Source organism: Asinibacterium sp. OR53, assembly GCF_000515315.1.
Classification (GTDB): Bacteria; Bacteroidota; Bacteroidia; order Chitinophagales; family Chitinophagaceae; genus Sediminibacterium.
In genome coordinates this window covers 3153740-3178450 of sequence record NZ_KI911562.1, presented here as the reverse complement: position 1 = coordinate 3178450, position 24711 = coordinate 3153740, and the positions used below count along the sequence as shown (strand labels likewise).

Sequence of the window (24711 nt, the reverse complement as noted above, 5' to 3'; positions counted from 1 at the left end):
ATGGTTTTTGTTGTTTGTATGGTTGCGGCCAGTCCCATGCGAAGGGAAGCAACCCACCGCAGCGAAATGGTGAGTCAATTGCTGTTTGGAGAACAGGCGGAAGTACTGGGTCAAAGCGGTGACTTTACCAGGGTACGCTGCTGCTATGACCAATACGAAGGCTGGTGCCAGACAAACCAGTTGCAGCAAACAGACCGGTTGCCCGAAAAAAGCGGGCTGCTTTTATCTGCAGAATGGGCAAGCAAGCTTACCATCAATGATGCTACGATGTGGGTGTCCATGGGTACGCCTTTGTCGTTGTTTGATAAGGGGACATTGCAACTGGGATCTTATCATGCTGTATACACCGGGCAAACATGGGATGCCGCTACTGCATCTTTTACAGAAGCGTTGATCAAACAAGTGGCGTTTACTTTTTTGAATACACCTTATTTATGGGGAGGCCGGTCGGTCTTTGGCATCGATTGTAGTGGCTATGTGCAGCAGGTCTACCGCTTTTTTAATAAACCCCTGCCACGTGATGCTTACCAGCAGGCAGAACCGGGTGAAGTCATTGGCTTTTTACAGGAAGCTGTTTGCGGCGATCTGGCATTCTTCGATAATGAAGAGGGAAGGATCACGCATGTTGGACTGATGCTTGATGCATCTACTATCATCCATTCATCGGGCAAGGTGCGTATTGACCCGATTGACCAGGCCGGTATTGTAAATGCCGAAACCGGAGAGCGAACCCACCGCCTGCGCATCATTAAAAGATATTAAAAAACTTTGCCCCGGGCTTAAGCCCGGGGCAAAGTTTTTATGAAATGAGTTGGAAAGATAAGATTACATGATGTCCAGGGCCTTGGCAAAATAAGTAGCCGTGCCAGGCAAAGCCAGCCAGAAGAACTGACGGTAAACGAACATTAAAAGGATCAGGATAGCGAGCCACAAAAAACAAAGGGCCCAATATTTTCCGGTTGAAGATTTTGCTTCCATGGTATAAATTTTGGCAAAGATAGGTGCCGGGGTTTATTTAACAAAAGTCTCTTTGTAAAAAGAAATGGACTCTTCCACGATGAGCAGGGCCTTGGCCTTATCGCCAAAATCCTCCACCACCACGGTCTTGTTTTCCAGTTTTTTATATTCTTCAAAGAAATGACGCAGTTCATCGAAGAAATGTTTGGGGAGTTCTTCGATATTATTGTAGTGGTTCACACCCGGGTCGGTATTGGCTACGGCAATGATCTTGTCGTCTGCGTCGCCGCCGTCGATCATCTGCATCACCCCAATTACTTTGGCTTCCATCAGCGTCAGGGGCTGCACGGGAAGTGAGGTAATGACGAGGATATCGAGTGGGTCTTTATCGCCACCGTAAGACTGGGGTATGAAGCCATAGTTGATGGGGTAATGGAAAGAAGAAAAGATAACCCTGTCGAGCTTCAGCAGTCCTGTTTCTTTGTCGATCTCGTATTTACACCTCGAACCTTGCGGGATTTCTATGATGGCATTTATGATGCGGGGCGCATGGTCTCCGGGCGGAACGCCATGCCAGGGGTGTTGCACTTGGGTTGTTTTCTGCATACTGTCAAAGATTAGGGTTATAGGTGTATTTGAGGTCTACCAGCCACTGTCCGTTCTTCCGGATCACTTTTACTTTATGTGCAGTGGTATCGAATGAATTGTTGTAATTGATGATGGAACTGTCCTGGCTCAGGTCGTCTACTTCTCGGATATTGATCGACGCTTCACGCAATTGCTGCCTGCCTTCCCGGCTGTTCTTGCGGTATAGGGATTCGATGTTCTTAAGATAGCTGCTGTTAACAGAATCTTTCAGCATATAAAATTCGGCTTTCTCAAAATCGCCCTTTAAACAGGCATCGATGAATTCCCTGCCGGCATCAAAAGAATTTTCGGCAACAGGATACTCCTTTGCAACGGGAGAGCAAGCTGCCAGGAACAGAAGAGTGGGGACCAGGATCCTTTTCATGAACAAAATTTCATTGCAAAGGTAGGGCCTGGACTTATTTGATCACTTCTTCTATTGATTTTCCAATAGAACCGCTGGGTATCTGTATGTGCAACAGGGCTGCCAGTGTTACGGCGATGTCGGTCATATAAGTTTCCCGGCTGGTACTTCCTTTCTTAATACCCCATCCGTACCATACCAGCGGAATATGCGCATCGTAAGCATTCCATACACCATGACTGAGACCTGTTTTACCGCCATCCATAATACCGGGCTTACCAATGATCTGCAGGTCGCCGGAACGCTGCGGGTTATAACCATTGATGATCATTTCGCGCAGTTTGGCAGGGACGGTTGCAGTAGCTGCATGCGGTTTATCAACTACCTGGTAAACCTGGTCTTTTTTCAGCAGGTATTGTATGAAGGCTTTCTTCACGTTTGATGCATCGAGTTTGGCTGAATCCATCAGCGAATGATCCAGGTATACATCGTATTCTGTAACGAAACGCACCAGGTTCAGGCCATTGAATTGTTGTTTGGAAAAATCGGTGAGGTCTTTTTTGATCTCACCATCATCCCAGGAGGCAGACAATAACCTGTTCTTTTGCAGAAAAGCAGGTATATGCGGGGCCGCGTGATCGGCAGAGAGGAATACGGTATACTGGTCTTTGCCAACGGTTTTGTCGAGATAGCTGAACAGTTTACCCAATGTTTCATCCAGCCGTACATAAGTATCGAGCAGTTCCCATGAATGGGTGCCGAAAGCATGTCCCACATAATCGGTAGAAGAAAAACTAACCGCCAGGAAATCGGTGTTATTGCCTTTACCCATTTGTTCGCCGGCGATGGTAGCTTTGGCGAGTTCCAGCAGAAGGTCATTGCCAAAAGGAGTGCCGGCTATCTTACCATAATCTTTTCCCTTGTATGATTGCAGGGTATAGGGCATCTGGCGCGCATTGTCACCGAAGGGCCTTGCTTCGTAGCTGTTCTCGTCGCTATCGCAATATTGTTCATAAACAGATTTATCGAGTGCCAGGGTCCAGTTCTTTTCATAAAAAGAATCTACCAACTTACGCTGGTTGAACTGTTGCATCCATACCGGCAGTGATTTGCTGTAATAAGTGCTGGTGATAAAATTACCGGTCTTGCTATCATACCAGAAAGCGCCATTGGCAGCATGTCCAGCCGGAATGATGGCGCCACGGTCTTTTATGGAGATACCCCATACTTTGCTGTGGAAATTGCTGGCCAGCCTCAGTTCATCAGTAATGGTAGTGGTTAATACGTTCGCAGGACTCATTTGCCCGGCACTTTCGTTATTGCTGCCTACGGTAGATACGTTTTTATCATCTGTGCAATAAACACTGCGCTGCAGGTTATTATCCCACCAGTTGTTACCGGTGATGCCGTTGATAGCAGGGGTGGTGCCTGTGTAAATGCAGGCATGTCCGCAGGCTGTTACAGTAGGCAAATAGGGAACGAAGGTATTATCGCAGGAAAAACCTTCACCCAGCAATCTTTTAAAGCCGCCACCGGCTTTGTAGAGGTCATAAAAGCGATAGAGATAATCCCAGCGCATCTGGTCTACTACAATGCCTACCACCAGTTTGGGCCGGGCAATGCCTCTTGCAGGCGCTTGGTTGGTAATTTTTTGTGCATTACCGATTCCGGCAATGATCAATAAGGTGGCAAAGGGGGCTAGAAAGGTCCTTCTCATGGTCGCTCGTCTTTAAAAGATTTTTAACAGGCCGTGAAGGTAAGCGATGAAGAGCTTTAAAAACGGTAATCGGTGGTTAAAATAGACCTGCAATTGCTACAGGGGAATAGGCCGAAACTGTAAAACCGTTTGCTGACTAAGCTTTAATAGGTTAATTTTGCAGCAATTTTATAACCAAAGTAATAATTTAATAATATGGCAGACATCTTTGAGAAACTGGTTAAGAATTCCGGCCCCCTTGGTCAGCACCGCGAGAGAGCGCATGGTTATTTTGCATTCCCCAAGCTGGAAGGTGAAATCGGTAGCAGGATGAAGTTTCGCGGGAAAGAAATGATTGTCTGGAGTCTTAACAATTATCTCGGATTAGCCAATCATCCCGAAGTACGTAAGATAGATGCCGAAGCTGCTGTTCAGTATGGTCTGGCATTGCCCATGGGTGCGCGTATGATGAGTGGTAACAGCAATTACCATGAGCAACTGGAGAAAGAACTGGCCGAATTTGAAGGGAAAGAAGATGCGATATTGATGAACTTCGGTTACCAGGGTATCATGAGCGCGATTGATGCCATTTGCGGACGCCACGATGTGATCGTGTACGACGCAGAAAGTCACGCTTGTATCATCGACGGATTGCGCCTGCATCCCGGCCATCGTTATGTGTATAAGCACAACGATGTGGAAGACCTCGACAAACAATTGCAGCGCGCTGCGGCACTGGTAGAAAAACAAAAAACAGGCGGTATACTCGTGATCACCGAAGGGGTATTCGGTATGGCGGGTGATCAGGGTAAGCTCAAAGAAATTGCCGACCTGAAAAAGAAATACGAATTCCGTTTACTGGTAGATGATGCGCATGGTTTCGGTACGCTGGGTAAGACAGGCGCCGGCGCCGGTGAAGAGCAGGAGTGCCAGGATGAGATTGATCTTTACTTCTCTACTTTCGCTAAATCAATGGCATCTATTGGCGCTTTCATGGCGGGACCCAAGATCATCATCGATTATATCCGTTACAATATCCGCTCACAGATTTTTGCGAAAAGCTTGCCGATGCCCATTGTACTGGGTAATCTCAAGCGCCTGGATATGCTGCGCACCATGCCCGAGCTGAAAGACAAACTGTGGAGCAATGCCCTTAAACTGCAAAGTGGTTTAAAAGAAAGAGGATTTGATATTGGCAAAACGGATTCACCTGTTACACCTGTGTATATGAAGGGTGGAGTAGAAGAAGCTACTGCCATGGTGATGGACCTGCGCGAGAACTATCATATCTTCTGTTCTATCGTAGTGTATCCTGTGATCCCTAAAGGACATATTATTTATCGCCTGATTCCAACCGCTGCACACACCGATGCGGATATCGAAGAAACACTGAAAGCATTCACTGAAACAAAAGCCAAGTTGGATGCAGGTGCTTATAAAGCGGAAGCGATTCCGGATATGGCAGAAGTAAATTAGCCAATTTGATAATTCTGCAATTCGACAATATTAGCATAAAATAAAAAAAGCCCATTTGGGCTTTTTTTATTTTTGATAGATTTCATTGGCAAATTGTCGAATTGCCGAATTGTCGAATTTTCTTAGAGTTTTTTGATCAACTCCCCACCCAACTTCACATATTCATCGTTTTTAGCGGTAGTGGCTAATGCGATGCATTTTTCTGCACTTGCTTTGGCACCGATCTTATCGCCCATTTCTTTCTGGATTTTGGCTTTCAGGAGGAAGAGCCAGTAACCTTGCGGATTCGCTTCGGTGGCTTTGGTAGCATATCCGAGCGCTTTGGGCAGGTCTTTATCCCACTCGAAATAAAAATTGGCCGCAGGTTGGTAAACATTCGGATTCACAGGATCGGCACTCAGGGCTTTATCTATTTGTGCCCTCAGGCGTTCTTTTACATTGGTGCTGATGGGGATGCGTACGGTGGTATTTCCCCATACCAGTCGCAAGTCGCAGGTTTCGGGCTGGATATTGGCAAACTGCATAGTGAAAGTCTCCATAGGTGTGCCAAATTTTTCTGCTTTAACAGTAAACTGCACTACATTTTCCGCTTCTTTATAACCATCGGTACCCCAGTTGTTGACACCGGTGTTGATGATGATGTCCCAGAATTCTTTTCCGGGAATGGTGTACAATACATAAGAGCCAGAGTCGAGCACTTTGCCACCGATGGTCACTTTATCCGAAAAGTGTATCCTGGTAGCTGCATTGGCGCCTGTGCGCCATAATTTGCCCAAAGGTGCCAGGTCGCTGTTCGCTTGTAGTAATGTACGGCCTTTGATATTGGGGCGTGAATACGTGAGTTCAATGGTGCCCATGCCAAAAGCCTGGATGATTTTTTGTTGCGGACTGGGCGCAGGCATTTTAATAGGTTGCGCGAATACCTGTATGCTGCCAAAAGCAAGCATTGCCAGAAAAATTTTTTTCATAACCGTTCTCGATTTTAGGAAACAAACCTAGTCATTTTTGTGCGACTAAAATTCCAGGTTGAGACGGAATGTGCCGGGCTTTTTTACATTGCCTGCCAGCCAAACAGGACCATCCAGTAATGCCTGTTTTATTTTACGGGTCATCGCATGGCCAAATGAATCGAGGTTGCGATCGAAAGCGCGGATGATGATAACATCTTTGATTTTACCAGTTTCGTCCAGCAACAGGTCACTCACTACTTCGCCATGTGTGTCTGCGCCCAGTTTGCCGGCGAAGTATTCGTTGAAATGGCTCCACCCTCCATCGGGACTTAAGTTGAGACTGTCGACCGGCGCTGTAGAACGTTGCGTTGCATAACCGGCGGATTCTTTTGGTGTTTGACGTGCAGCACCTACTATTACTACTTCAGAAAGCTCCGATCGTGAAGAGTCGACATCTTTGGTTGCTCGTCCGCGCAGCATCATAGGCTGTTGCTGACCGGCAGCAGCTGCTTTACCAGGCGCTGCTGCCAGCGGAACGAAAGCATGTTTCATGGCTTTGTCAGGCTGGATATCGGCAAGCGCGGTTACAGGCGGTTCTGGTTTCGCAGGAGAGGTTGTTGAAGCGCTGGCATCAGCAACAGGAGGTTGATCAACTGCATTCCGGCTATGTGTTGGTAATCTTTTTCTATCTGCGAGTGATGTTCGTGCTGGCCCAGGCGGTTCCGGTTGCGGCAGTGTTTCGATGGAAACTCTTTCTGTTGTAATAGTAGTGTCAGCTGATGCAGTTTTTTTGGGTATTGCTGTAGTGATGGCTATTTCCTGCTTGCCAGCAGAAGAATGCATGAGATACCATACTGTACCACCAATACCCGCCAAAGCAATGATAACAGCAGCAGCACGCCACCAGCGTTTGGCAACGAACCCGCCTTTTATTACAACTGCCTGCTTGTTTTTTTGTTGCAGCAATTGTTGCTGGATATCCTGCAAATGCATCCTGGCTATATGCATGCTGGATCCCCGGTATCCTTCGATGGCATCGGCCAGCAAAGGATCCTGCAATGCAGCTTTTTCTATGGCATGCATTTCGGCGGGTGACAGGCTACCTTGCAGATATTGTTCAATATCTGTCAGTGTATACGATCTGTTATGTGGTGCCCGTTCATTCATGGCTGTCCATACAGTTTTTTAAATTTCTCCTGCCGTTCTGCACCAGGCTGCGCACTTTGTTCCAGTCATGCCCGGTAATGGCTACAATTTCATTGTAGCATTTACCTTTCAGGTAAAATAATTGAATACTGTTTTGCTGCTCCGGGTTTAAGGCTTTTATACAGTCTTCCAATTTTTGCAATTCTTTTTCTTTTTCCAGTATATCATCCAGATGCGAAAAATCTTCCGATTGCATAAATTCCTGCTGAAATGCAATTGGAGGTACTTTTTTATACTTACGTAACTGCATCAGGCAATGGTTTTTGGTTACCACGTACAGCCAGCTTTTGAACCGGTCTACCGAATGTGTTTGCAGTTTGTTAACGAGTTCCTGGTAAATATCCATCACGGCGTCTTTGGCCGCATCAGGAGAAGAGAGGTATTTGAGCGCGGTTCCATATACCAGGTCGGTATAACGGAGATACAATGCGGCCAGCAGTTGCTGATCGCCGGTTGACTGGTACTGTTTCAACAGTGCTTCATCTGAACTGGCCGTTGTATTCTCTATGTGCTTTAACGGAACCATGAAAGTGTAATGAAGATAATTTTTTTTCGCTTTCCTGTGTAATTCTTTCCGTGCCGGCATCTTTTCTGAAAAACATTATGAAATACAAGATGCTATTGGGCTGCCTGCTGTTGGTAATGGCAACAGCCTTTGTTCCCTCATCGCGCGAAGTGAGCGGCAGGGTGGTGAACGAATCGGGTAAGCCGGTATCCAAAGCCAGGATATCGATCAAAGGAACGCAAACGGTGGCTGTTGCCGATAGCCTTGGCCGTTTCAATTTGTTGGTGAACAATGATCAGGCCGTATTGATCATTACAGCGGCCGGGTTTGAGACCCGGGAACAGCCTGTTGGAAAGCATACACAGGTAACCGTTCATTTAAAATCTGTGGTACAGGCGGTTACATTACCGGCAAAACTGAAAGAACCGGAACCGCTGCAAGATATGATAGTGATGGGTTCTTCATTGAATAAGGCTGCAATCAATACGCATCAATACTACACAACATCCAATAATGGGTTGAGGCGGGATGCAGGTGTCTCTGTTCGACGAAACAACCCTCACCTGTTTCCTGTGACCCGTGAACCATTCAACAGGGAGGGATATGATCACATTGAAGAAAATCCGTTTTTAAAGACAGGCAATAACCCTTTGTCTACTTTTTCCATTGATGTAGATGCAGCCTCTTACAGTAATGTGCGCCGTATACTCAATAGCGAAGAACTGCCGGAGGAAGGTGCGGTACGCATTGAAGAGATGATCAATTATTTTCATTATGCTTATGCGCAGCCGAAAGACCAAACGCCATTCTCCGTGCATACGGAAGCAGCTGTTTGTCCCTGGAATAGCAGCCACCAACTGGTATTGATCGGATTACAGGGAAAGAAAATGGATGTATCGGAATTACCACCATCTAACCTTACTTTCCTGATAGATGTGAGCGGGAGCATGTTTGAAGAAGATAAATTACCATTGGTGAAAGCCTCGCTGAAATTATTGATTGACCAGTTGCGGCCGGTTGACAGGGTAGCTATTGTAGTGTATGCAGGAAATGCCGGATTGGTATTGCCTTCAACTGATGGAGAACACAAAGCCGCCATGCGGGATGCCATCGATCGTTTGGAAGCAGGCGGCTCTACGGCCGGAGGAGCCGGTATTCAACTGGCGTATAAAGTGGCCCAGGAGAACTTCAACAAGAAAGGAAATAACAGGGTGATCCTTTGTACCGATGGTGATTTCAATGTAGGCGCTTCGAGCAATGATGCTTTAGAGAGACTGATTGAAGGAGAACGCAAAAGTGGCGTTTATTTAACAGTGCTCGGCTATGGTACGGGCAATTACCAGGATGCCAAAATGCAGAAACTGGCAGATAAAGGGAATGGCAATCATGCTTATATCGATGGGATAGCAGAGGCTAAAAAAGTACTCATACATGAGTTCGGCGGTACTTTATATACCATTGCCAAAGACGTTAAACTGCAAGTGGAGTTCAACCCTGCTAAAGTGCAAGCTTACAGGTTGATAGGATATGAAAACCGGATATTGGCCAAAGAAGATTTCAACAACGATCAAAAAGATGCCGGTGATATGGGCAGCGGGCATACTGTTACTGCACTGTATGAGATCGTTCCTCCCGGCGTGGCCCTTGCTGATAGTACCAGTGTAGATCCGTTGCGTTACCAGAAGGTCAAAGAACAGAAGCATCTACCTGCCGGGTACACCGGTGAACTGATGTTTGTTAAACTCCGTTACAAAGACCCTGGTCAGGAGACCAGTAAATTATTATCGGTGCCGGTGCAATCACAAGTAATACCAATAGAGCAGGCTTCAGAAAATTTCCGCTTTGCCGCATCGGTTGCTTCGTTTGGTATGCTGCTTCGTCAATCAAAATACAAGGGTACTGCCAATTATACTTTCGTGAAAGCACTTGCTGAAGGCGCAATAGGCAAAGATGCGGAAGGGTATAGAAAAGAAATGATCGGGTTGATTGATAAAGCGGCTGTGTTATCTGATAGCAAAGAGATTGTTCATGCTGATTAACCATTTACCGTCATCCAGAATGCCCAACGATCGTCATCCCGAGCGTAGCCGAGGGATCTGCCTGAATGTTCAGCAGGTCCTTCGACTCGCTTCGCTCGCTCAGGATGACGTTCTTCGCTTAGTCAGGATGACGATGTTGTTATTTAAAGGCCGGGTGAAACTGGTGCAAAGTGTCTCTTAAATAATCCCTGTCGAGATGGGTGTAGATCTCTGTAGTGGTGATGCTTTCATGGCCCAGCATTTCCTGTACCGCACGGAGATCTGCGCCCCCTTCTACCAGGTGGGTGGCAAAGGAATGACGGAACGTATGCGGCGATATGTTTTTGGTGATGCCCGCTTTGGCAGCCAGGTCTTTGATGATGTAGAAGATCATTACACGGCTCAGCCCCGTGCCTCTCTTGTTCAGAAAAAGAATATCCTCGCAACCATTTTTGATCAGTTGGTGCGAACGGATCAGGTCTTTGTATTGTTTGATGTATTTGATTGCATCATCGCCAATGGGCACAAGGCGTTCTTTGTCGCCCTTACCGGTCACGCGCACATAGCCTACATCGAGATAGAGGCAGGATATCTTCAGTCCGATCAGTTCACTTACACGCAGTCCGCAACTGTACATGGTTTCCAGTATGGCTTTGTTGCGTCCGCCGTCGGGGGTGCTTTGATCTACCTGCGCAATGAGTGTCTCAATTTCTGCAAAGCTCAACGTATCGGGCAGGGTCCTCTTGGTACGCGGGGCCTCCAGCAACAGGGAAGGGGCTTTTTGTGCTATCCGTTCTGCCAGGCAGTATTTATAAAAACTCCTGATGCCGGAAATGATGCGCGCCTGGGAAGTGGCCGTCATCCCCAGCTCATGAATCCATTTTACGAACTGCTGCAATTCTTTCAGTTCAATATCGCCGGGTGTTTTGAGCTGGCTGGTCGCCTGCAGGAACTGTGTCAGTTTCTCTACATCGCGCAGATAGGCTTCCACCGAGTGTTCACTCAGCGATTTTTCCAGCCTCAGGTAGGCTTTGTATCCTTTTTTATAAGCTTCCCACATGATGGATTTGGAATTGCGGGAAAGGTACATGATATTGCGAGGACAAATTTCTTTTTTCCCAGATGCAAGTCAATTTACGTTCATTCAAGCAAAGAGTGCGTCACAACCAACGCTCATTCCGCAGGTTTTTAACCAAGATCGAAAAGAACCCGCCTCGCCATCTCGATAAAATAGCCGAAGCCATCGATGCGGAAGTATGGCAGGAAGTTGACTGCCTCAGTTGCGCCAATTGTTGCAAAACCATGAGCCCTACTTTCAGTAATAAAGACATCAAACGCATTGCAGCCCATTTGGAAATGACGACCGATGAATTCAAAGAAAAATGGCTCTATTTTGACAAGGCCGATGGCGACTGGATGAATGTCAAGCAGCCTTGCCAGTTCCTGGACCTGCGCACCAATATGTGCAGCATTTATGAAGTGCGCCCGGATGATTGTGCAGGTTTTCCCCACCTGAAGAAGAAAAAAATGACCGATTACATTCATGTGCACAAACAGAATGTAGCATACTGTCCGGCAACGTTCAAGATGGTAGAGAAAATGATGTCGCGTCTCTGACATAAGTCTGCTTGCAGTCTGTTTTTCCCAATTGTATAAATAGCTTTTCCCAATACGGCAGCCCTGAACAAATGCTTCGTGCGTATTTCGCAGCCAAATAAAAGGCTATGAAGAAAATATATGCACTGCTGTTACTGTTTATGGGATTTTCGGCAACGGCTCAGACAGGAACCATTAAAGGAAAGGTCACCACTACCGATGGTAAACCAGCTGCCGATGTAAACATCGTAATAGAAAAAACAGGGAAGACCGCTGTTTCACTCGAAGACGGATCTTTTATACTGCGAAATATAAAAACCGGTATCCATATATTAACAGTGTCCCATGCCGGTTTGCATACGGTGACGCAACAAGTTGTCATCGGAAAAGATTCCCTTACTGAACTCCACTTTACATTGACTGAAACAGCTAAAAAGTTGGAAGAAGTGATCGTGGAAGCGAGGAGAACTGCCAATGCCAAAGCGGTAACCATTGGTAAGGCAGGTATTCCTGCGATGGACCTGCCGCAGGCCATCACTGTAATTCCCCGGGAGTTGATCGAATCACAGCAGGCGCAGCGCTTGAGTGATATACTCAAAAATGCCAACGGCGTATACCTGGCCACAACGCGTGGTGCTACCCAGGAAAATTTTTCGGCCCGCGGTTACAGCATCACCGGCAACAACCTCTTCAAAGACGGTGCACGGGTGAATTCAGGCACCATGCCTGAAGTGAGTGGGCTGGAACGTGTTGAGATACTCAAAGGCAGCGCCGCTATCCTATATGGTAATGTGGCGCCCGGCGGTATCGTAAACATGGTGACCAAGCAACCCAAATTCAATGCAGGCGGAGAACTTTCTGTGCGGGCAGGCAGTTATGATCTGTACAAACCATCTTTCGATGTATATGGCCCCCTGTCTGCATCGGTGGCTTATCGCATCAATGGTACTTATGAATGGAGCAGGAGTTATCGCGATGTGGTCAGTTCAAAAAGATACTATGTCAATCCGTCTTTCCTGATCAACCTGAGCAAACGTACTACCTTGCTCATCCAGGGTGATTACCTGAACCATGCATTCACACCTGATTTTGGTATTGGTACCATCAATAATACCACCATATCTCCAGTGTCGCGTTCTGCATTCTTCGGCGCCAACTGGCAGTATGCCAAAACACAGCAATCGAGTGCTGCTGCATCGCTTACACATAGTATCGATAGCCGATGGAAGTTGAATGCCTCCGTTTCTTACCAGGATTACAGGCGCGATTATTATTCCACCGAACGTATCCAGGCATTGGCAAACGGCGATTGGTACAGGCCGTTGAACAGGGCCAATAATGTAGAGGATTATTATGTTGCACAGGCAAATATCACGGGCAGGTTCAGCACTGCGGGGATGGATCATATATTGCTGGCAGGTGTGGATGCTGATAAATATCATACTACCGCCTACACGTATAATCAACCCACCATATACGATACGATCAATTTGCTGAACCCCAATAAATTCAAAGCCCGTACCGATATACCGGTAGCCAACGCCATCAAAGTGGTGGAAACGCCTACTTTACGCTTCGGTGCTTATGCACAGGACCTGATAACCGTGCTGCCACAGGTGAAGCTGTTGCTGGGTATCCGCTGGTCAATACAGGATGCAAAGCCTGCAGTCACAACCGATCTGGTGAATCATACCACTACTAATGGAACCATCAAGACCGATAAGGCCTTCTCGCCCAGGGCGGGACTGGTATACCAACCTGCCAAACACACCAGTGTCTTTGCTTCCTATGCCAATTCATTCACTGTGAATAATGGCACGGATGTATACGGCAATACACTGGCGCCATCGATCATAGACCAGTATGAATTGGGTATCAAGAATGATTTCCTCAACGGTATGATGACAGCCAATGTAACAGGTTACCGTATTGTCAACAATAACCTGGCGCAAACAGCTTTGTTCGCTGCCGATGGAGTAACGCCTAATAACAACACCAACCTGAAAGCGCTTACCGGACAAACCACCAGCGATGGAGTGGAAGTGGATATTTCTGTTCACCCGGCCAAAGGACTGGATGTGGTTGCCGGATACAGCTACAATTATATCCGTTATACCCGTACACCGGATGCCAAAGGCAATTTCATTGAGGGAGAAAAGCTGCAGAACAGTGTAGGGAGTTCGGCCAATGCTACCGTATTCTATCATGTGAATGCATGGAAATTTGGAGCGGGTGTATACTATACCGGGCCGCGTACTGCCGGGTTCAACAATACCAAAGGACAATCACAGAACTATAACAGGTTGTTCAATGTAGACGGCTTTGCAACGGTTGACATCAGCGCAGGATATACGTTCAGGAAAATATCTTTACTGGCCAAACTGTCGAATCTTACCAATGCACTGAATTATTACACGCATGAAAACTACAGTATAAACCCCATTCCGCCCACGCAATTGGTAGCCACGGTGGCATACAGGTTCTAACAGAACCCGAGATCACTATTTATTGATATTAAGGAGTTGTTCAAAGCAACTCCTTTTTCTATATTTAATGCATCAATTCTTTTTATGCCGCATAACGAAGAACATTTGAAAAGCTCTGCCTTCATTACCGATGTGGTAATAGGCATGAGTGATGGGCTCACCGTACCTTTTGCTTTGGCAGCAGGTCTGAGCGGAGCCGTGTCTAATAATACTATTGTGGTTACTGCCGGTATCGCAGAGATAGTGGCAGGGTGTATTGCGATGGGGCTGGGCGGATACCTGGCAGGCAGAACAGAGCTGGAGCATTACCAGAGTGAATTGAAGAGGGAGTATGATGAAGTAGAGCAGATGCCTGAAAAAGAAAAGCAGGAAGTAAAAGAGGTCTTTGCAGCATACGGGATCAATGCAGAGGGCCAACACCTGTTAGCTGAAGAGATGGCAAAAGACAAACACAAATGGGTTGATTTCATGATGAAATTTGAGTTGGGACTGGAAAAACCCGATCCCAACAGGGCGCGCAATTCTGCACTCACCATTGGTATAGCGTATTGTGTAGGCGGCCTGTTGCCTCTGTCGGCTTATTTTTTTACCCATACGCCGCATGATGGCTTGTTGATTTCCGTGGTCATTACCACGATCAGCCTGTTTGTATTCGGTTATTTCAAAAGTAAGGTCACAGGCCAGGCGCCTGTGGCCGGGGCGCTGAAAGTGACCATGATTGGGCTGGTAGCTGCTGCGGCTGCTTTTTTGATAGCCAAGCTTGTGGGGAACGTCTAATAGGCAGAAATATTAAGTTTATACCTGACATTAGATTTTATTAATGTAGCATCTTAACGCGGCGGCTGACCTGTATTTTTGCAGGAAATTTGTATGCATGAATATCCTGCTGGTAGAAGATGAACTGAAAGTGGCTGATTTTATCAGAAAAGGACTCAAAGAACAATTACATGATGTAACCGTTGCCTATGATGGGTTAACGGGAGAGCGGCTTGCCCTGGAAAATGATTATGACGTGGTAGTGATGGATGTGATCTTGCCGCAGCGGAACGGACTGGAAGTATGCAAAGAACTCCGTCGCCTCAAACCTGAACTCCCCGTATTACTGTTAACTGCATTGGGAACCATGCAGGATAAAATGGCAGGATTCGATTGCGGTGCCGACGATTACCTGGTTAAGCCCTTTCATTTTGAAGAACTGATTGCCCGTCTGAGGGTGCTCACCCGCCGTAAGACCCTGATAGCTCCCGGTACCATTTACAGGGTAGCCGACCTGGAAGTAGACGGTTATAAAAAAAAGGTGACCCGGAATAAAAAAGAGATCCTGTTAACTGCCAAAGAATTCGCGTTACTGGAAGTGCTGGTGATCCATAAGAACCGGGTATTGTCGCGAACAAAGATCGCTGAAATGGTCTGGGGCATTGATTTCAACAGGGGAACCAACCTCATTGATGTGTACATCAATTACCTGCGCAGTAAAATAGACAAGGGGTTTGAGCAACAACTGATCCATACGGTCATTGGAATGGGCTATACACTCAAAGAACCATAATACATCAATAAAAGGAACAGCCATGAAGATCAAGGACAGGTTGTTGATGCAGTTCACCGTATTATTCGCCATACTCTTATTGGGTGTGCTTACCGGTATCTATTTCATCACAGACAGCAACAGGAAAAGTGAATTCAGGAACCGGTTGACAGAGCGGGCTACCGTTGTAGCGCAGCTGTTCCTGGCAGAAGACAACCTGCCTTCAGACAAGTTCAAGGATATCATCAAAAAATACCCCCAATCCATTCCGGGCGAAATAGTACGTATTTACGATAGCAGCGACCAGCCTGTTTTTTTAAGAGACAGCATTTCACATGAATGGAGCCGTGCAATCATTCATGAGGTACGTTCATCGGGAAGTATTCGTTATTTTGATCATAACCGTCAAGTGGTTGGCATATTGTACCAGGATAATTCCGGAGACTTCTGTGTATTGATTTCGGCAGTAGATCAATATGGTATCAAAGCCATGCAACAGTTGTTCCATGTGATGTTGCTGTTCTTCCTGAGCTCCCTGTTGATTACCCTGATCATCGGGCACTTTTTTTCAAGAGTGGCACTTCAGCCGATCAAAAAGATGATCCGGGATATCAGGATCGTTCGTTCTACCAGTTTAGACCAGCGGTTGAATGAATCGGGCGGAAAAGACGAGATCAGCGAATTGATACGTTCTTTCAATGATTTGCTCGAACACCTGGAACAATCTTTCGAGACCCAAAAACAATTTGTAAGCAATGCGTCGCATGAACTGCGAACGCCACTAACTTCCATCATTGGTTCACTGGAAGTGAGCCTGCGTGCCAAAAGAAGCGAAGACGACTACCGGAAAACGCTGGAAACAGTACTGAATGAAACGGAACACCTGAATGAATTATTGAACAGCCTGCTGGAACTGGCCCAGGCAACCATTGTAGATGAAGACAGGCAGGATGTTCGCCTGGATGAACTGATGTGGCAGGTAAAAGATGAATATGCTGCTCATCATGAGGTAGAACTCATCTATCATTTATCCGCTGATCAACATTTGTACACGTTTTCCTGCAACAGGCACCTGCTTTTTCTGGCCATTGGAAACATACTGAAGAATGCGATCAAGTTTTCAGACGGGAAAAGAGTAGACTGTGTACTCACAGCCAACAACCATAAGACCTCCCTCATCATCCGCGATTACGGAATAGGCATCAATGAAGAAGATCGTAAGAATATCTTCAGGCCTTTTTTCAGGGCATCCAATGCAAAAAAATACGAAGGAGTGGGCATTGGGTTATCGCTCAGTGAAAAAATATTCCGCTTGCACAATGTTTTATTGACCGTTCGTTCACAACCTGGAAATGGAACCGATATGATCATGGAGTTCCCCCAACATTAAAGGATTCTAATGATATACTAATGCCCGGCTAATCTCAGGCTAAGACGCTCTTAATAAGCCGCTTCTAGTTTTGCGTCGCTATTGAATCTGAAATAGTTAACACGCAAAATGATCTATTATGAAATTGATGTTGAGCAGTATTTGTTTCCTGTTGGCGGGCTTATTGTCATTTGTGCCATTGTATGCACAAGACCGGCTTTTAAAAGGGCGCGTACAAGACGGAACATCCCATTTACCTATAACAGGAGTTTATGTTTCCTGTAAAGAAAACCATGCCAATGTGATCACTGATTCATCGGGCCGGTTTACGCTAAAAATAACTAACCAGTTATGTACACTGGTGATCAAATCGATGGGGTATGAAACCAAACAAATGACCGTTACCCCGTTGGACAATGACCTCGTGATTCCTTTGACCGCAGATGTACAGGAGATGAGAGAAGTCGTGGTAACGGGTTATACACAGCAGAGCAGGAACAAGACCACGGGCGCTGTGTCTACCATCAAAGCTGCTGCCATAGATAACAACCCCGTTGGATCATTCGATGTGATGCTGCAAGGACGTGCACCAGGATTATATGTAGGAACGCCTACAGGGCAACCTGGTGAAGCTGGTCGTGTTACCATACGCGGACTGGGTTCCATTAACGGCGATACTAATCCGCTTTATATTGTAGATGGAGTTCCCATTGCTGCCGCTTCTTTTGCCGCTTTGAATACAGATGATTTCGAATCTATCAACGTGTTGAAAGATGCGGCTTCTACAGCACCTTATGGTTCGAGAGCGGCTAATGGTGTGGTCGTGATCACTACCAAAAAAGGAATGGCACTGCCGGATGGTAAAGTGCGTATCAACTATAAAACACAGATGGGTTTTTCTGAGGTCAACAGTTCCAAGTGGGATATGATGAATACCTCACAGCGCCTGCAGTTTGAAGAGATACTGCAGGATCCCAACCTTCCGGGATGGGCTTATTCGGCGAATAACCCGAATAAGATCGTAAATGGAGTGAGCACGCCGAAAACAGCCGCTGATTATGCATTTGGCAAGCACTACCTCGATAGCCTGAAAACCATCAATACCGACTGGCGTAAATACTTACTTCGTAAAGCTTTTACACAATCGCATACATTGAACTTGTCGGGCGGTAATGATCGTACCCTGTTTTATATTGCCGCTTCTTACCTGAACCAGGAAGGTATTGCATTGAATTCCAGCCTGAAACGCTATAGTTTGAGGGCCAATATCCAGAATACCAGCGGCCGTTTGAAATCGAGCCTGTCTGTTGGATTGTCTACCGCTGCTGTGCGTTACATACAGGACGAAGGTGTGGCGCCACAAGGGGGTGCAGCAGTAGGAGGTGGTGGTATTACAGAAAAGAATCCCATCGCCTCACTGTATTATGCATTGCCTTATCAGTCGCCCACTGATTCTGCCGGACCCGGTAATTTTGGTTCCAATGCCCTGGATGTGTATCGCAATAGCCTGCGTAAAGACAACCAGATCAAAGCGGTGGTCTCTCTGAATGAGGATTTCCGTTTGTCTTCCAACCTGCACCTGATCGGTACGGTGGGCATCGATTACCAGCAATCCAATTTTACCAACTATCTCAATCCCGATTCTTATTATGGCGCGCAGGAACCGAATGGCAACCGCGGATCTTACCAGCGCAGCCTCGCAACCAGGCTGGGTTTGATTGCGAACGGGGGCATTCGCTACAACAAAAAATGGGGTGACCACGAACTGGAAGCCAACCTGCTGGCTGAAATGAACCGGATCAAAGGAGAAGGTTTTGGCTTTACCGGTTACGGATTGAACAGCTTGCTTCTCAATACACCTGCCGGTGTATCACAGGGTACGGCTGATAATAATTTCATTCCTGCTATAAGCGGACAAACCACACCCGATAACCTGTTGTTGTCGCAGATAGCCATTGCCCGTTATTCTTATTCCAACAAATACACATTGTCGGCAAGCCTGAGAAGAGATGGTTCTTCGCAAGTGCCTGCTTTGAACCGGTATAAATATTTCTATGCTGTAGGCGGCAGTTGGAATGTGCTCTCTGAATCCTTTGCCGAACGATTGAGAACTCACTTTTCTTACTTGCGGCTGAGAGCCAGTTATGGCCTCACCGGCAATGCAGGCGGATTTGCCAGCGATTATGGATACAGGGAGCTGTATGCGCCGGCCAACTATGCAGGGCAAAGCGCTTATGAGTTGCAAACCCCAGGTAACCCGGCTTATAACTGGGAGATGAATCGTATTGCAGACGTGGCCGTTGAAGCCGGGTTCTTCAAGAACAGACTGCGTACCGAGCTTGATTTTTATAACCGTATTACCGATGGCCTGTTTGTGAACAGGAACCTTTCCCTCACAACCGGTTTTGCTACCATTTCATCCAATGAGGGAAGGATCAGGAACAGGGGTGTGGAACTGATGATAGAAGGAGACATCATCAAACAAAAGGATTGGAAAGTGACGGCTGGTCTGAACCTGGCTTATAACCAGAACATGGTGTTAACACTGGGTAATGAGCGCAAGATATTTGCCGATGAAGCATCGATGAGTTTACCAGGTTATGCACTGGGAACTTTTTATGCTGTTCGCTGGCAAGGTGTTGATCCTGCAACAGGGGCCCCGATTTATTTAACAAAAGATGGAAAGACCACCAACACATATAATTCAGGTGATGCAGTACCCATGGCAGGTAAGGTATACGATCCTCCTTACAAAGGCGGCTTTACCCTGAATGTTACCTATAAACAATTTGAAGTTTCGTTGCTGATGAGTTTCATCAAAGGTATGTCCAGGCTCAATTATCCCAACCTGTATGCCCACTCGGGTGATGCCAACTACAGGCAGTATAATCAATCGGCCGATATGCTGAATATCTGGCAGAAACCCGGTGATCATGTTGCTTATGCAGGGGCGCAGTATCCTACTTTCTTTACTTCCAGGGATATCATGAGTGCCGATTACCTTAAGCTTAGGAACCTGTCCATTGCATACCATGTTCCTTTGGGAACAAACCTGTCGAAATACATACACGGGCTGAAAGTTTTTGCATACGGACAGAACCTGTTCTCATTCATGAAATGGCGTGGGTTTGATCCGGAAGATGCCAATGATATTGCGCAATATGAATATCCTATGCCCAGAATGATCACAGGTGGTATCAATGTTTCATTTTAAATCAAAAGCATTATGTACACAATGAACAACATTACAATAAAGAAATGGTTTGTATTTTCTTTCCTGATCATACTGGTATCCGGTATGCAGTCATGCACCAAGCAACTGGAAAAAACACCTGTTGACCAGGTAGACGGCCAGGCCGTTTTCTCATCCGTACAAACATTGGAACAGGGCGTATTGGGCGTGTATGCCGACTGGCAGGAAGAGTATATCATGCAATTGGCAAGTGTGCCCACAGATGAATGCCGCATTGGTTTAAAGAATGCGGGTGTGAACAGCAGTGCACAATCATTGTTCAGGTGGACTTTCTCTGTTGGCGATAAAGAGATTGCCAGCCCCTGGGCCACTGCTTACCAGATCATAGGAAGGGCCAATAGTATACTGGAGCATATCGGTACAGTGCCCGTAAAGAATGCGAGCGAGGAAATAAAGAGAAACCAGCTGAAGGGGGAATTGCTGGTCATCCGGGCTTTTCAGCATTTCGACCTGTACAGGGCTTATGCTTATGCGCCGGTGTACACGCCCGATGCAGCCGCTGTTCCTTATATTACGCGTACGGATCTTGATTCCAAACCTTCCCGCCCAGCTACCGCTGATTTTTTCAAATTATTGAAACAGGATATATCCGATGCAGAAACCCTGCTTGCTCAACAGACAAGCAGCACTAATATCAGGATGGGCCTGAATGCACTGCAATCGCTGGAAGCCCGGGTAGCGCTGTATGCGGGCGACTGGCAAGGAGCCATTGATAAATCCTCCCTGCTGATCAATAAAATTCCATTGGCAACACCGGATGTTTTTCCTGCCATATGGCAGGATCAAAGCGATGCGGAAGTGATCTTTAAACTGAAGCGCACCAATCGCAGCGCTTTCCGTCCGGGTGATGTATGGAAAAATGTTGCTACCGGTATTGTATATTTTGCACCGGCGCTCAAACTGATGCGGTTGTATGACAGCGCCAATGATGTGCGTTACAGCAGTTACTTTGCTACAGATTCCTCTTTGATAACAGGCGGGCAATTACCAAATACCATCAATAAATATGCGGGACAGCCGGGTGCTCTTAACCTGGCAGACGTAAAAGTATTTCGTACAGCGGAAATGTACCTGATACGTGCAGAGGCTTATGCACGTATGGGCAGACTGGCAGATGGTACCAATGATCTGAATACTTTACGTGCCGCAAGGATACAAGGTTATACCAGCCAGTCCTTCGCCAGTAATACGGATCTTATCAGGGCCATTCTTACAGAACGATACAAAGAACTGGCATTTGAGGGGCACCGGTTATTTGATTTGAGGCGCACTAATAGCAATATAGAGCGCCTGGCAGATGATTTACCGGCCGGTGTTACCAAGAATCTGTTGCAACCTTCCGAATCAGTATATCACACGCCCATTCCGCAGGCAGAATTGCTGGTGAACAGTAATATCCTTCCTAATAATCCCGGATGGTAGTACCGGTTGTTCAATAAGCGTAAGACAGGAGGTAGTGCGCTGGTCCTCATTGGCTTCTGTCAATGGGGATTTTTTTTTTTGTGATAAAAACGTAGGGGAACAACCGGAGGGAACACAACGGATACACGGTTGAGAACATAGCACTCGAAATATTGCTAGGCCATCAAACAATAAAATCCGGAAAGAAAATTATCTTTAAACAAATAACAGCTTTATGATAAAACCATCGGTTGCAACCAAACATGGATTGTTGTTGTGCTTTGCCTTTCTTTTGTTGATACAGGCAAACGCACAAAATAACCTTGAACAATTATATAAGTTATCCGATGCTAAAAGCAGGAGCATTAGTCCGGAGAATTTTACAGGAGCAAAAGGTATGGGCGGGATGGCTACCACCGGTACCGGCGCTTCTGCTGCCAGGGAACTCGGACAAACCTGGAAGCTGAGTCCCTCTGTAGTGATCAAATCACACACCGCATTCACACTGGCCGATATCGATTCCAGCGGCTGTATCAATCATATCTGGATGACACCAACCGGCAACTGGCGCAATAGCATCATCCGTTTTTATTGGGATGGAGAAAGTACGCCCAGTGTGGAATGTCCGGTGGGCGACTTTTTTTGTATGGGATGGGGACAGTACGCGCCGCTCAGCTCTCTGGCCGTTTGTGTGAACCCGGGCAGTGCGTTCAACTGCTACTGGCCAATGCCGTTCAGGCGCCGTTGTAAGATCACGATGGAGAATATAGATGATAAGGATATGACCCTTTATTATTCCATCAATTATGAGCTGAAAGAAATTGCCCGCGAAGCTGCCTATTTTCATGCACAGTACAAGCGCATCAACCCTAACCCTTATAAAAAAGATTATGTGTTGCTGGATGGTGTTACGGGTAAGGGGCAATATGTGGGAACCTATATGGCCATTGGTGTACATGCCAACGGCTGGTGGGGTGAGGGAGAGATCAAGTTCTATATGGATGGTGACAGCCAATTCCCTACGATATGCGGAACCGGAACGGAAGATTATTTCTGCGGAAGCTATGATTTTGATACCAGGAGTAAAAACGCATCAGGGGTTATGGAGAGCAATTATACTGCATTCAACACACCATATGCCGGGCTGGTACAGGTGATACGTCCGGATGGGCATTATAATTCCCAACAAAGGTTTGGCCTATACCGCTGGCATATTACCGATCCTATACGTTTTGAAAAGAATTTAAAGGTAACCATACAAGACCTGGGCTGGCACAACGATAACAGCGGCCGGTATTTGCCATTGCAGGACGATATTGCCAGTGTTGTATTCTGGTATCAGGCAGAGCCTCATGGCAGGTTCCCGCAACTGCCGGCTAAGGATGAGCTGGAAGTGAACTAATGGGCGCACCAATATTCCATTCGAATGTCTGCCCTTGCATAAGGCGAAGTATCGATGGGAATTTCTTTAAAACCTAATTTCAGATATAATGAGATAGCCGGCTTCAATTTTCTGTTCGATTCCAGCCAGATTCTTTTGGCGCCCGTTAATGCTAACCCAACATGGATAACTTTACGGGAAAGCTGGCACCTGCAATAAATCTAAAGTCTTTCTAAAAAAGCAAACATGAGCGAATTGACGTTTAGAAATGCCACTGTAGAAGACCTGCCCAAAATAGTTGAGATCTATAATTCAACCATTTCATCAAGAATGGTAACGGCAGATACAGAAAATGTTACAGTTGAAAGCAGGTTAAAATGGTTTGAGGAACATTCTCCTGCTAAAAGACCACTTTGGATAATAGAAAATGAAAGCGGAGAAACGATCGGTTGGGTGAGCTTCCAATCGTTTTATGGAAGAAAGGCATACGATGCAACGGTGGAAGTTAGTATTTACCTGGACGAAAACCAGAGAGGAAAAGGCTTGGGAAAAATCATTCTGCAATATTGCCTCAACAACGCTCCCCAATACGGAATCAAAAACCTGCTTGGGTTTATATTTGCTCATAATGATCCAAGTATAAAACTATTCAAACATTTCGGTTTTGAAGATTGGGCAACATTGCCGAATGTTGCAGTGTTAGACGGCCAGGAAAGAAGCTTGAAGATATTGGGCAAACGCCTGATAGATTAGTTATCTGTGTGTTACTACAATTGTTGGTTTATCTCCATAAGCCCATCCATAAGATTTGGAAAGTTCCAGAGCGTGTTCATAAGTTCTGGAACCCATTATATAGCAATCTATTGTTTTAAGGAATTCTGTTGGGTCTTGTCCGGCAACCCCATTTTCGTAGTAATCAGGTGTTTCAAACCACGAAACGCTGTTGTCTTTTTTGGCAATCATTCCATCAAGACTCGAAACCATGTGTATCGTTAATGCAAATGTGCCTGTTGTCATGTTCGTAACGGGTTTCATAAAAGTAACCGTTATTTCCTGGTTTCTTACACACCTGGGTATGCTCAGGATGATGCTGTCAACACTTACCCAGTGAATTACGAGAGGTATAAAAGCGGATAATTATCGCAAATTAAAAGTATTATTTTGCACTATTTTGATGACGAAATAGTATATTTGCGAACAATCATTCAATTAAATGGAATACCGATTAATCATAGACGTAATAAATTTGGTTCATCAATTTGAACTGGAAAATCATAAAGAAGCTGTTTATAGTGACGATGTAGAGGGGTTTAAAAAATGGGTTTGCAGCACTACGATAGAACCTGGTATTGTAGCGGAGCCCAAATGGGAAGGTAAAGAAAACGGCAGGAGTTTAGATAGTGTTATCAACACTTTTATCGTGCATATGAATAGGTATGCTAAGTATTATTCTAAATCTGCCATCAATGGCTCTGCATTTTCTACGCAGGAAGATTTTATCTACCTCATTAACCTCAAAGCTTTCGGTGCCATGTCCAAAATAGAACTTATTAAGAAAAATGTGCACGATAAGTCAGCAGGCATCCAGATCATCAATCGTTTGATACAAAACGGGTGGGCAGAGCAAACGCATTCTGAGGTAGACAAACGTAGTAAAGTAATCCAAATTACCCCGGCAGGTATTGATGTTTTGGAAAAGCAAATGGAGAAGATTCGTAAAGCTTCACAGGTGGTTACCGGTAACCTTACCTATGCGGAAAAAATGGATCTGATACGGTTACTTTCCAAATTGGACGACTTCCATCACTCCATTTATTGCATGAATGTGGAAATACCTGAATTATTGGATGTAGCATATAGCCGGCTAAGTTAATTGTCAGGATAATTTTAAGGGGATT

The 24711-nt window shown here is 46.0% G+C and carries 22 protein-coding genes; 13 read left to right on the top strand and 9 right to left on the bottom strand.

Annotated features, from left to right (window positions below):
- A complete protein-coding gene (locus tag SEDOR53_RS0114115; RefSeq protein ID WP_026770302.1) occupies window positions 1-762 on the top strand; it encodes a C40 family peptidase in 762 nt (253 codons plus the stop codon).
- A gap of 63 nt (window positions 763-825) precedes the next feature.
- On the opposite strand, the gene SEDOR53_RS19135 is transcribed toward SEDOR53_RS0114115, so the two are convergent.
- Genes SEDOR53_RS19135 through pafA form a run of 4 tightly spaced genes read right to left on the bottom strand, consistent with a single transcriptional unit; the run spans window position 826 to window position 3665 of the window.
- Complete coding sequence (locus SEDOR53_RS19135; RefSeq protein WP_157576833.1) at window positions 826-978, bottom strand: hypothetical protein; 153 nt, start codon at window positions 976-978, stop codon at window positions 826-828.
- A gap of 33 nt (window positions 979-1011) precedes the next feature.
- Window positions 1012-1563: an inorganic diphosphatase gene (locus tag SEDOR53_RS0114105; protein WP_157576831.1), complete on the bottom strand. Its 552-nt coding sequence runs from the start codon at window positions 1561-1563 to the stop codon at window positions 1012-1014.
- 4 nt (window positions 1564-1567) lie between these two features.
- Window positions 1568-1969: a hypothetical protein gene (locus SEDOR53_RS0114100; RefSeq protein WP_026770300.1), complete on the bottom strand. Its 402-nt coding sequence runs from the start codon at window positions 1967-1969 to the stop codon at window positions 1568-1570.
- 34 nt (window positions 1970-2003) lie between these two features.
- Window positions 2004-3665 (bottom strand): alkaline phosphatase PafA, encoded by a 1662-nt coding sequence (gene pafA / locus SEDOR53_RS0114095; protein WP_026770299.1) that lies wholly within the window; start codon window positions 3663-3665, stop codon window positions 2004-2006.
- A gap of 195 nt (window positions 3666-3860) precedes the next feature.
- On the opposite strand from pafA, the gene SEDOR53_RS0114090 reads away from it, so the two are divergent.
- On the top strand, window positions 3861-5120 hold the full coding sequence (locus SEDOR53_RS0114090; RefSeq protein WP_026770298.1) for a pyridoxal phosphate-dependent aminotransferase family protein: 1260 nt from the start codon (window positions 3861-3863) through the stop codon (window positions 5118-5120).
- A gap of 122 nt (window positions 5121-5242) precedes the next feature.
- Here the strand turns inward: SEDOR53_RS0114090 and SEDOR53_RS0114080 are convergent, their stop codons facing one another.
- The 3 genes from SEDOR53_RS0114080 to SEDOR53_RS0114070 are packed head-to-tail and all read right to left on the bottom strand — an operon-like array spanning window position 5243 to window position 7802.
- Window positions 5243-6088: a DUF2911 domain-containing protein gene (locus SEDOR53_RS0114080; protein WP_026770297.1), complete on the bottom strand. Its 846-nt coding sequence runs from the start codon at window positions 6086-6088 to the stop codon at window positions 5243-5245.
- Between the two features lie 45 nt (window positions 6089-6133).
- Window positions 6134-7237: a hypothetical protein gene (locus tag SEDOR53_RS0114075; RefSeq protein WP_026770296.1), complete on the bottom strand. Its 1104-nt coding sequence runs from the start codon at window positions 7235-7237 to the stop codon at window positions 6134-6136.
- The gene (locus tag SEDOR53_RS0114070) at window positions 7230-7802 is read right to left on the bottom strand and encodes an RNA polymerase sigma factor (RefSeq protein ID WP_026770295.1); all 573 of its coding nucleotides are present in this window, start codon (window positions 7800-7802) and stop codon (window positions 7230-7232) included. The genes SEDOR53_RS0114075 and SEDOR53_RS0114070 overlap by 8 nt, the downstream gene beginning before the upstream one ends.
- 77 nt (window positions 7803-7879) lie before the next feature.
- Between SEDOR53_RS0114070 and SEDOR53_RS18115 the strand changes: the two genes are divergently transcribed.
- A complete protein-coding gene (locus SEDOR53_RS18115; protein ID WP_026773855.1) occupies window positions 7880-9820 on the top strand; it encodes a von Willebrand factor type A domain-containing protein in 1941 nt (646 codons plus the stop codon).
- A gap of 139 nt (window positions 9821-9959) precedes the next feature.
- Here the strand turns inward: SEDOR53_RS18115 and xerD are convergent, their stop codons facing one another.
- Window positions 9960-10889, bottom strand: coding sequence for a site-specific tyrosine recombinase XerD (xerD, locus tag SEDOR53_RS0114060; protein ID WP_232214779.1), 930 nt, complete (start codon window positions 10887-10889; stop codon window positions 9960-9962).
- A 32-nt stretch (window positions 10890-10921) separates the two neighbouring features.
- Here xerD and SEDOR53_RS0114055 point away from each other — a divergent pair, with 32 nt between their 5' ends.
- From SEDOR53_RS0114055 to SEDOR53_RS0114010, 9 genes are all read left to right on the top strand, one after another.
- Window positions 10922-11416 (top strand): YkgJ family cysteine cluster protein, encoded by a 495-nt coding sequence (locus SEDOR53_RS0114055; protein ID WP_026770293.1) that lies wholly within the window; start codon window positions 10922-10924, stop codon window positions 11414-11416.
- A gap of 107 nt (window positions 11417-11523) precedes the next feature.
- Window positions 11524-13881: a TonB-dependent receptor gene (locus tag SEDOR53_RS0114050; RefSeq protein WP_026770292.1), complete on the top strand. Its 2358-nt coding sequence runs from the start codon at window positions 11524-11526 to the stop codon at window positions 13879-13881.
- 84 nt (window positions 13882-13965) lie between these two features.
- Window positions 13966-14658, top strand: a complete 693-nt coding sequence (locus tag SEDOR53_RS0114045) for a VIT1/CCC1 transporter family protein (protein WP_026770291.1) — start codon at window positions 13966-13968, stop codon at window positions 14656-14658.
- Window positions 14659-14755: 97 nt separating this feature from the next.
- Entirely contained in the window at window positions 14756-15430 is a 675-nt protein-coding gene (locus SEDOR53_RS0114040; RefSeq protein ID WP_026770290.1) for a response regulator, read from the top strand.
- A 22-nt stretch (window positions 15431-15452) separates the two neighbouring features.
- The gene (locus SEDOR53_RS0114035) at window positions 15453-16799 is read left to right on the top strand and encodes a HAMP domain-containing sensor histidine kinase (protein WP_026773856.1); all 1347 of its coding nucleotides are present in this window, start codon (window positions 15453-15455) and stop codon (window positions 16797-16799) included.
- 118 nt (window positions 16800-16917) lie between these two features.
- Window positions 16918-19992, top strand: a complete 3075-nt coding sequence (locus SEDOR53_RS0114030) for a SusC/RagA family TonB-linked outer membrane protein (RefSeq protein ID WP_026770288.1) — start codon at window positions 16918-16920, stop codon at window positions 19990-19992.
- Window positions 19993-20004: 12 nt separating this feature from the next.
- Window positions 20005-21453: a RagB/SusD family nutrient uptake outer membrane protein gene (locus SEDOR53_RS0114025; protein WP_084220440.1), complete on the top strand. Its 1449-nt coding sequence runs from the start codon at window positions 20005-20007 to the stop codon at window positions 21451-21453.
- A gap of 214 nt (window positions 21454-21667) precedes the next feature.
- Window positions 21668-22834, top strand: a complete 1167-nt coding sequence (locus SEDOR53_RS0114020; protein ID WP_084220439.1) for a glycoside hydrolase family 172 protein — start codon at window positions 21668-21670, stop codon at window positions 22832-22834.
- Between the two features lie 225 nt (window positions 22835-23059).
- Window positions 23060-23566, top strand: coding sequence for a GNAT family N-acetyltransferase (locus tag SEDOR53_RS0114010; RefSeq protein ID WP_026770285.1), 507 nt, complete (start codon window positions 23060-23062; stop codon window positions 23564-23566).
- On the opposite strand, the gene SEDOR53_RS18110 is transcribed toward SEDOR53_RS0114010, so the two are convergent.
- On the bottom strand, window positions 23567-23830 hold the full coding sequence (locus tag SEDOR53_RS18110; RefSeq protein WP_037327192.1) for a deaminase/reductase: 264 nt from the start codon (window positions 23828-23830) through the stop codon (window positions 23567-23569).
- 196 nt (window positions 23831-24026) lie between these two features.
- Here SEDOR53_RS18110 and SEDOR53_RS0114000 point away from each other — a divergent pair, with 196 nt between their 5' ends.
- Window positions 24027-24686, top strand: a complete 660-nt coding sequence (locus SEDOR53_RS0114000) for a MarR family winged helix-turn-helix transcriptional regulator (protein WP_026770284.1) — start codon at window positions 24027-24029, stop codon at window positions 24684-24686.
- The last annotated feature ends 25 nt before the right edge of the window (window positions 24687-24711 follow it).

Excerpts from the sequence above, each read along its gene's own strand:
- SEDOR53_RS0114115 (WP_026770302.1), top strand. The coding sequence starts at position 1 with ATGGTTTTTGTTGTTTGTATGGTTGCGGCCAGTCCCATGCGAAGGGAA.
- SEDOR53_RS19135 (WP_157576833.1), bottom strand. The coding sequence starts at position 978 with ATGGAAGCAAAATCTTCAACCGGAAAATATTGGGCCCTTTGTTTTTTG.
- SEDOR53_RS0114105 (WP_157576831.1), bottom strand. The coding sequence starts at position 1,563 with ATGCAGAAAACAACCCAAGTGCAACACCCCTGGCATGGCGTTCCGCCC.
- SEDOR53_RS0114100 (WP_026770300.1), bottom strand. The coding sequence starts at position 1,969 with ATGAAAAGGATCCTGGTCCCCACTCTTCTGTTCCTGGCAGCTTGCTCT.
- pafA (WP_026770299.1), bottom strand. The coding sequence starts at position 3,665 with ATGAGAAGGACCTTTCTAGCCCCCTTTGCCACCTTATTGATCATTGCC.
- SEDOR53_RS0114090 (WP_026770298.1), top strand. The coding sequence starts at position 3,861 with ATGGCAGACATCTTTGAGAAACTGGTTAAGAATTCCGGCCCCCTTGGT.
- SEDOR53_RS0114080 (WP_026770297.1), bottom strand. The coding sequence starts at position 6,088 with ATGAAAAAAATTTTTCTGGCAATGCTTGCTTTTGGCAGCATACAGGTA.
- SEDOR53_RS0114075 (WP_026770296.1), bottom strand. The coding sequence starts at position 7,237 with ATGAATGAACGGGCACCACATAACAGATCGTATACACTGACAGATATT.
- SEDOR53_RS0114070 (WP_026770295.1), bottom strand. The coding sequence starts at position 7,802 with ATGGTTCCGTTAAAGCACATAGAGAATACAACGGCCAGTTCAGATGAA.
- SEDOR53_RS18115 (WP_026773855.1), top strand. The coding sequence starts at position 7,880 with ATGAAATACAAGATGCTATTGGGCTGCCTGCTGTTGGTAATGGCAACA.
- xerD (WP_232214779.1), bottom strand. The coding sequence starts at position 10,889 with ATGTACCTTTCCCGCAATTCCAAATCCATCATGTGGGAAGCTTATAAA.
- SEDOR53_RS0114055 (WP_026770293.1), top strand. The coding sequence starts at position 10,922 with ATGCAAGTCAATTTACGTTCATTCAAGCAAAGAGTGCGTCACAACCAA.
- SEDOR53_RS0114050 (WP_026770292.1), top strand. The coding sequence starts at position 11,524 with ATGAAGAAAATATATGCACTGCTGTTACTGTTTATGGGATTTTCGGCA.
- SEDOR53_RS0114045 (WP_026770291.1), top strand. The coding sequence starts at position 13,966 with ATGCCGCATAACGAAGAACATTTGAAAAGCTCTGCCTTCATTACCGAT.
- SEDOR53_RS0114040 (WP_026770290.1), top strand. The coding sequence starts at position 14,756 with ATGAATATCCTGCTGGTAGAAGATGAACTGAAAGTGGCTGATTTTATC.
- SEDOR53_RS0114035 (WP_026773856.1), top strand. The coding sequence starts at position 15,453 with ATGAAGATCAAGGACAGGTTGTTGATGCAGTTCACCGTATTATTCGCC.
- SEDOR53_RS0114030 (WP_026770288.1), top strand. The coding sequence starts at position 16,918 with ATGAAATTGATGTTGAGCAGTATTTGTTTCCTGTTGGCGGGCTTATTG.
- SEDOR53_RS0114025 (WP_084220440.1), top strand. The coding sequence starts at position 20,005 with ATGTACACAATGAACAACATTACAATAAAGAAATGGTTTGTATTTTCT.
- SEDOR53_RS0114020 (WP_084220439.1), top strand. The coding sequence starts at position 21,668 with ATGATAAAACCATCGGTTGCAACCAAACATGGATTGTTGTTGTGCTTT.
- SEDOR53_RS0114010 (WP_026770285.1), top strand. The coding sequence starts at position 23,060 with ATGAGCGAATTGACGTTTAGAAATGCCACTGTAGAAGACCTGCCCAAA.
- SEDOR53_RS18110 (WP_037327192.1), bottom strand. The coding sequence starts at position 23,830 with ATGACAACAGGCACATTTGCATTAACGATACACATGGTTTCGAGTCTT.
- SEDOR53_RS0114000 (WP_026770284.1), top strand. The coding sequence starts at position 24,027 with ATGGAATACCGATTAATCATAGACGTAATAAATTTGGTTCATCAATTT.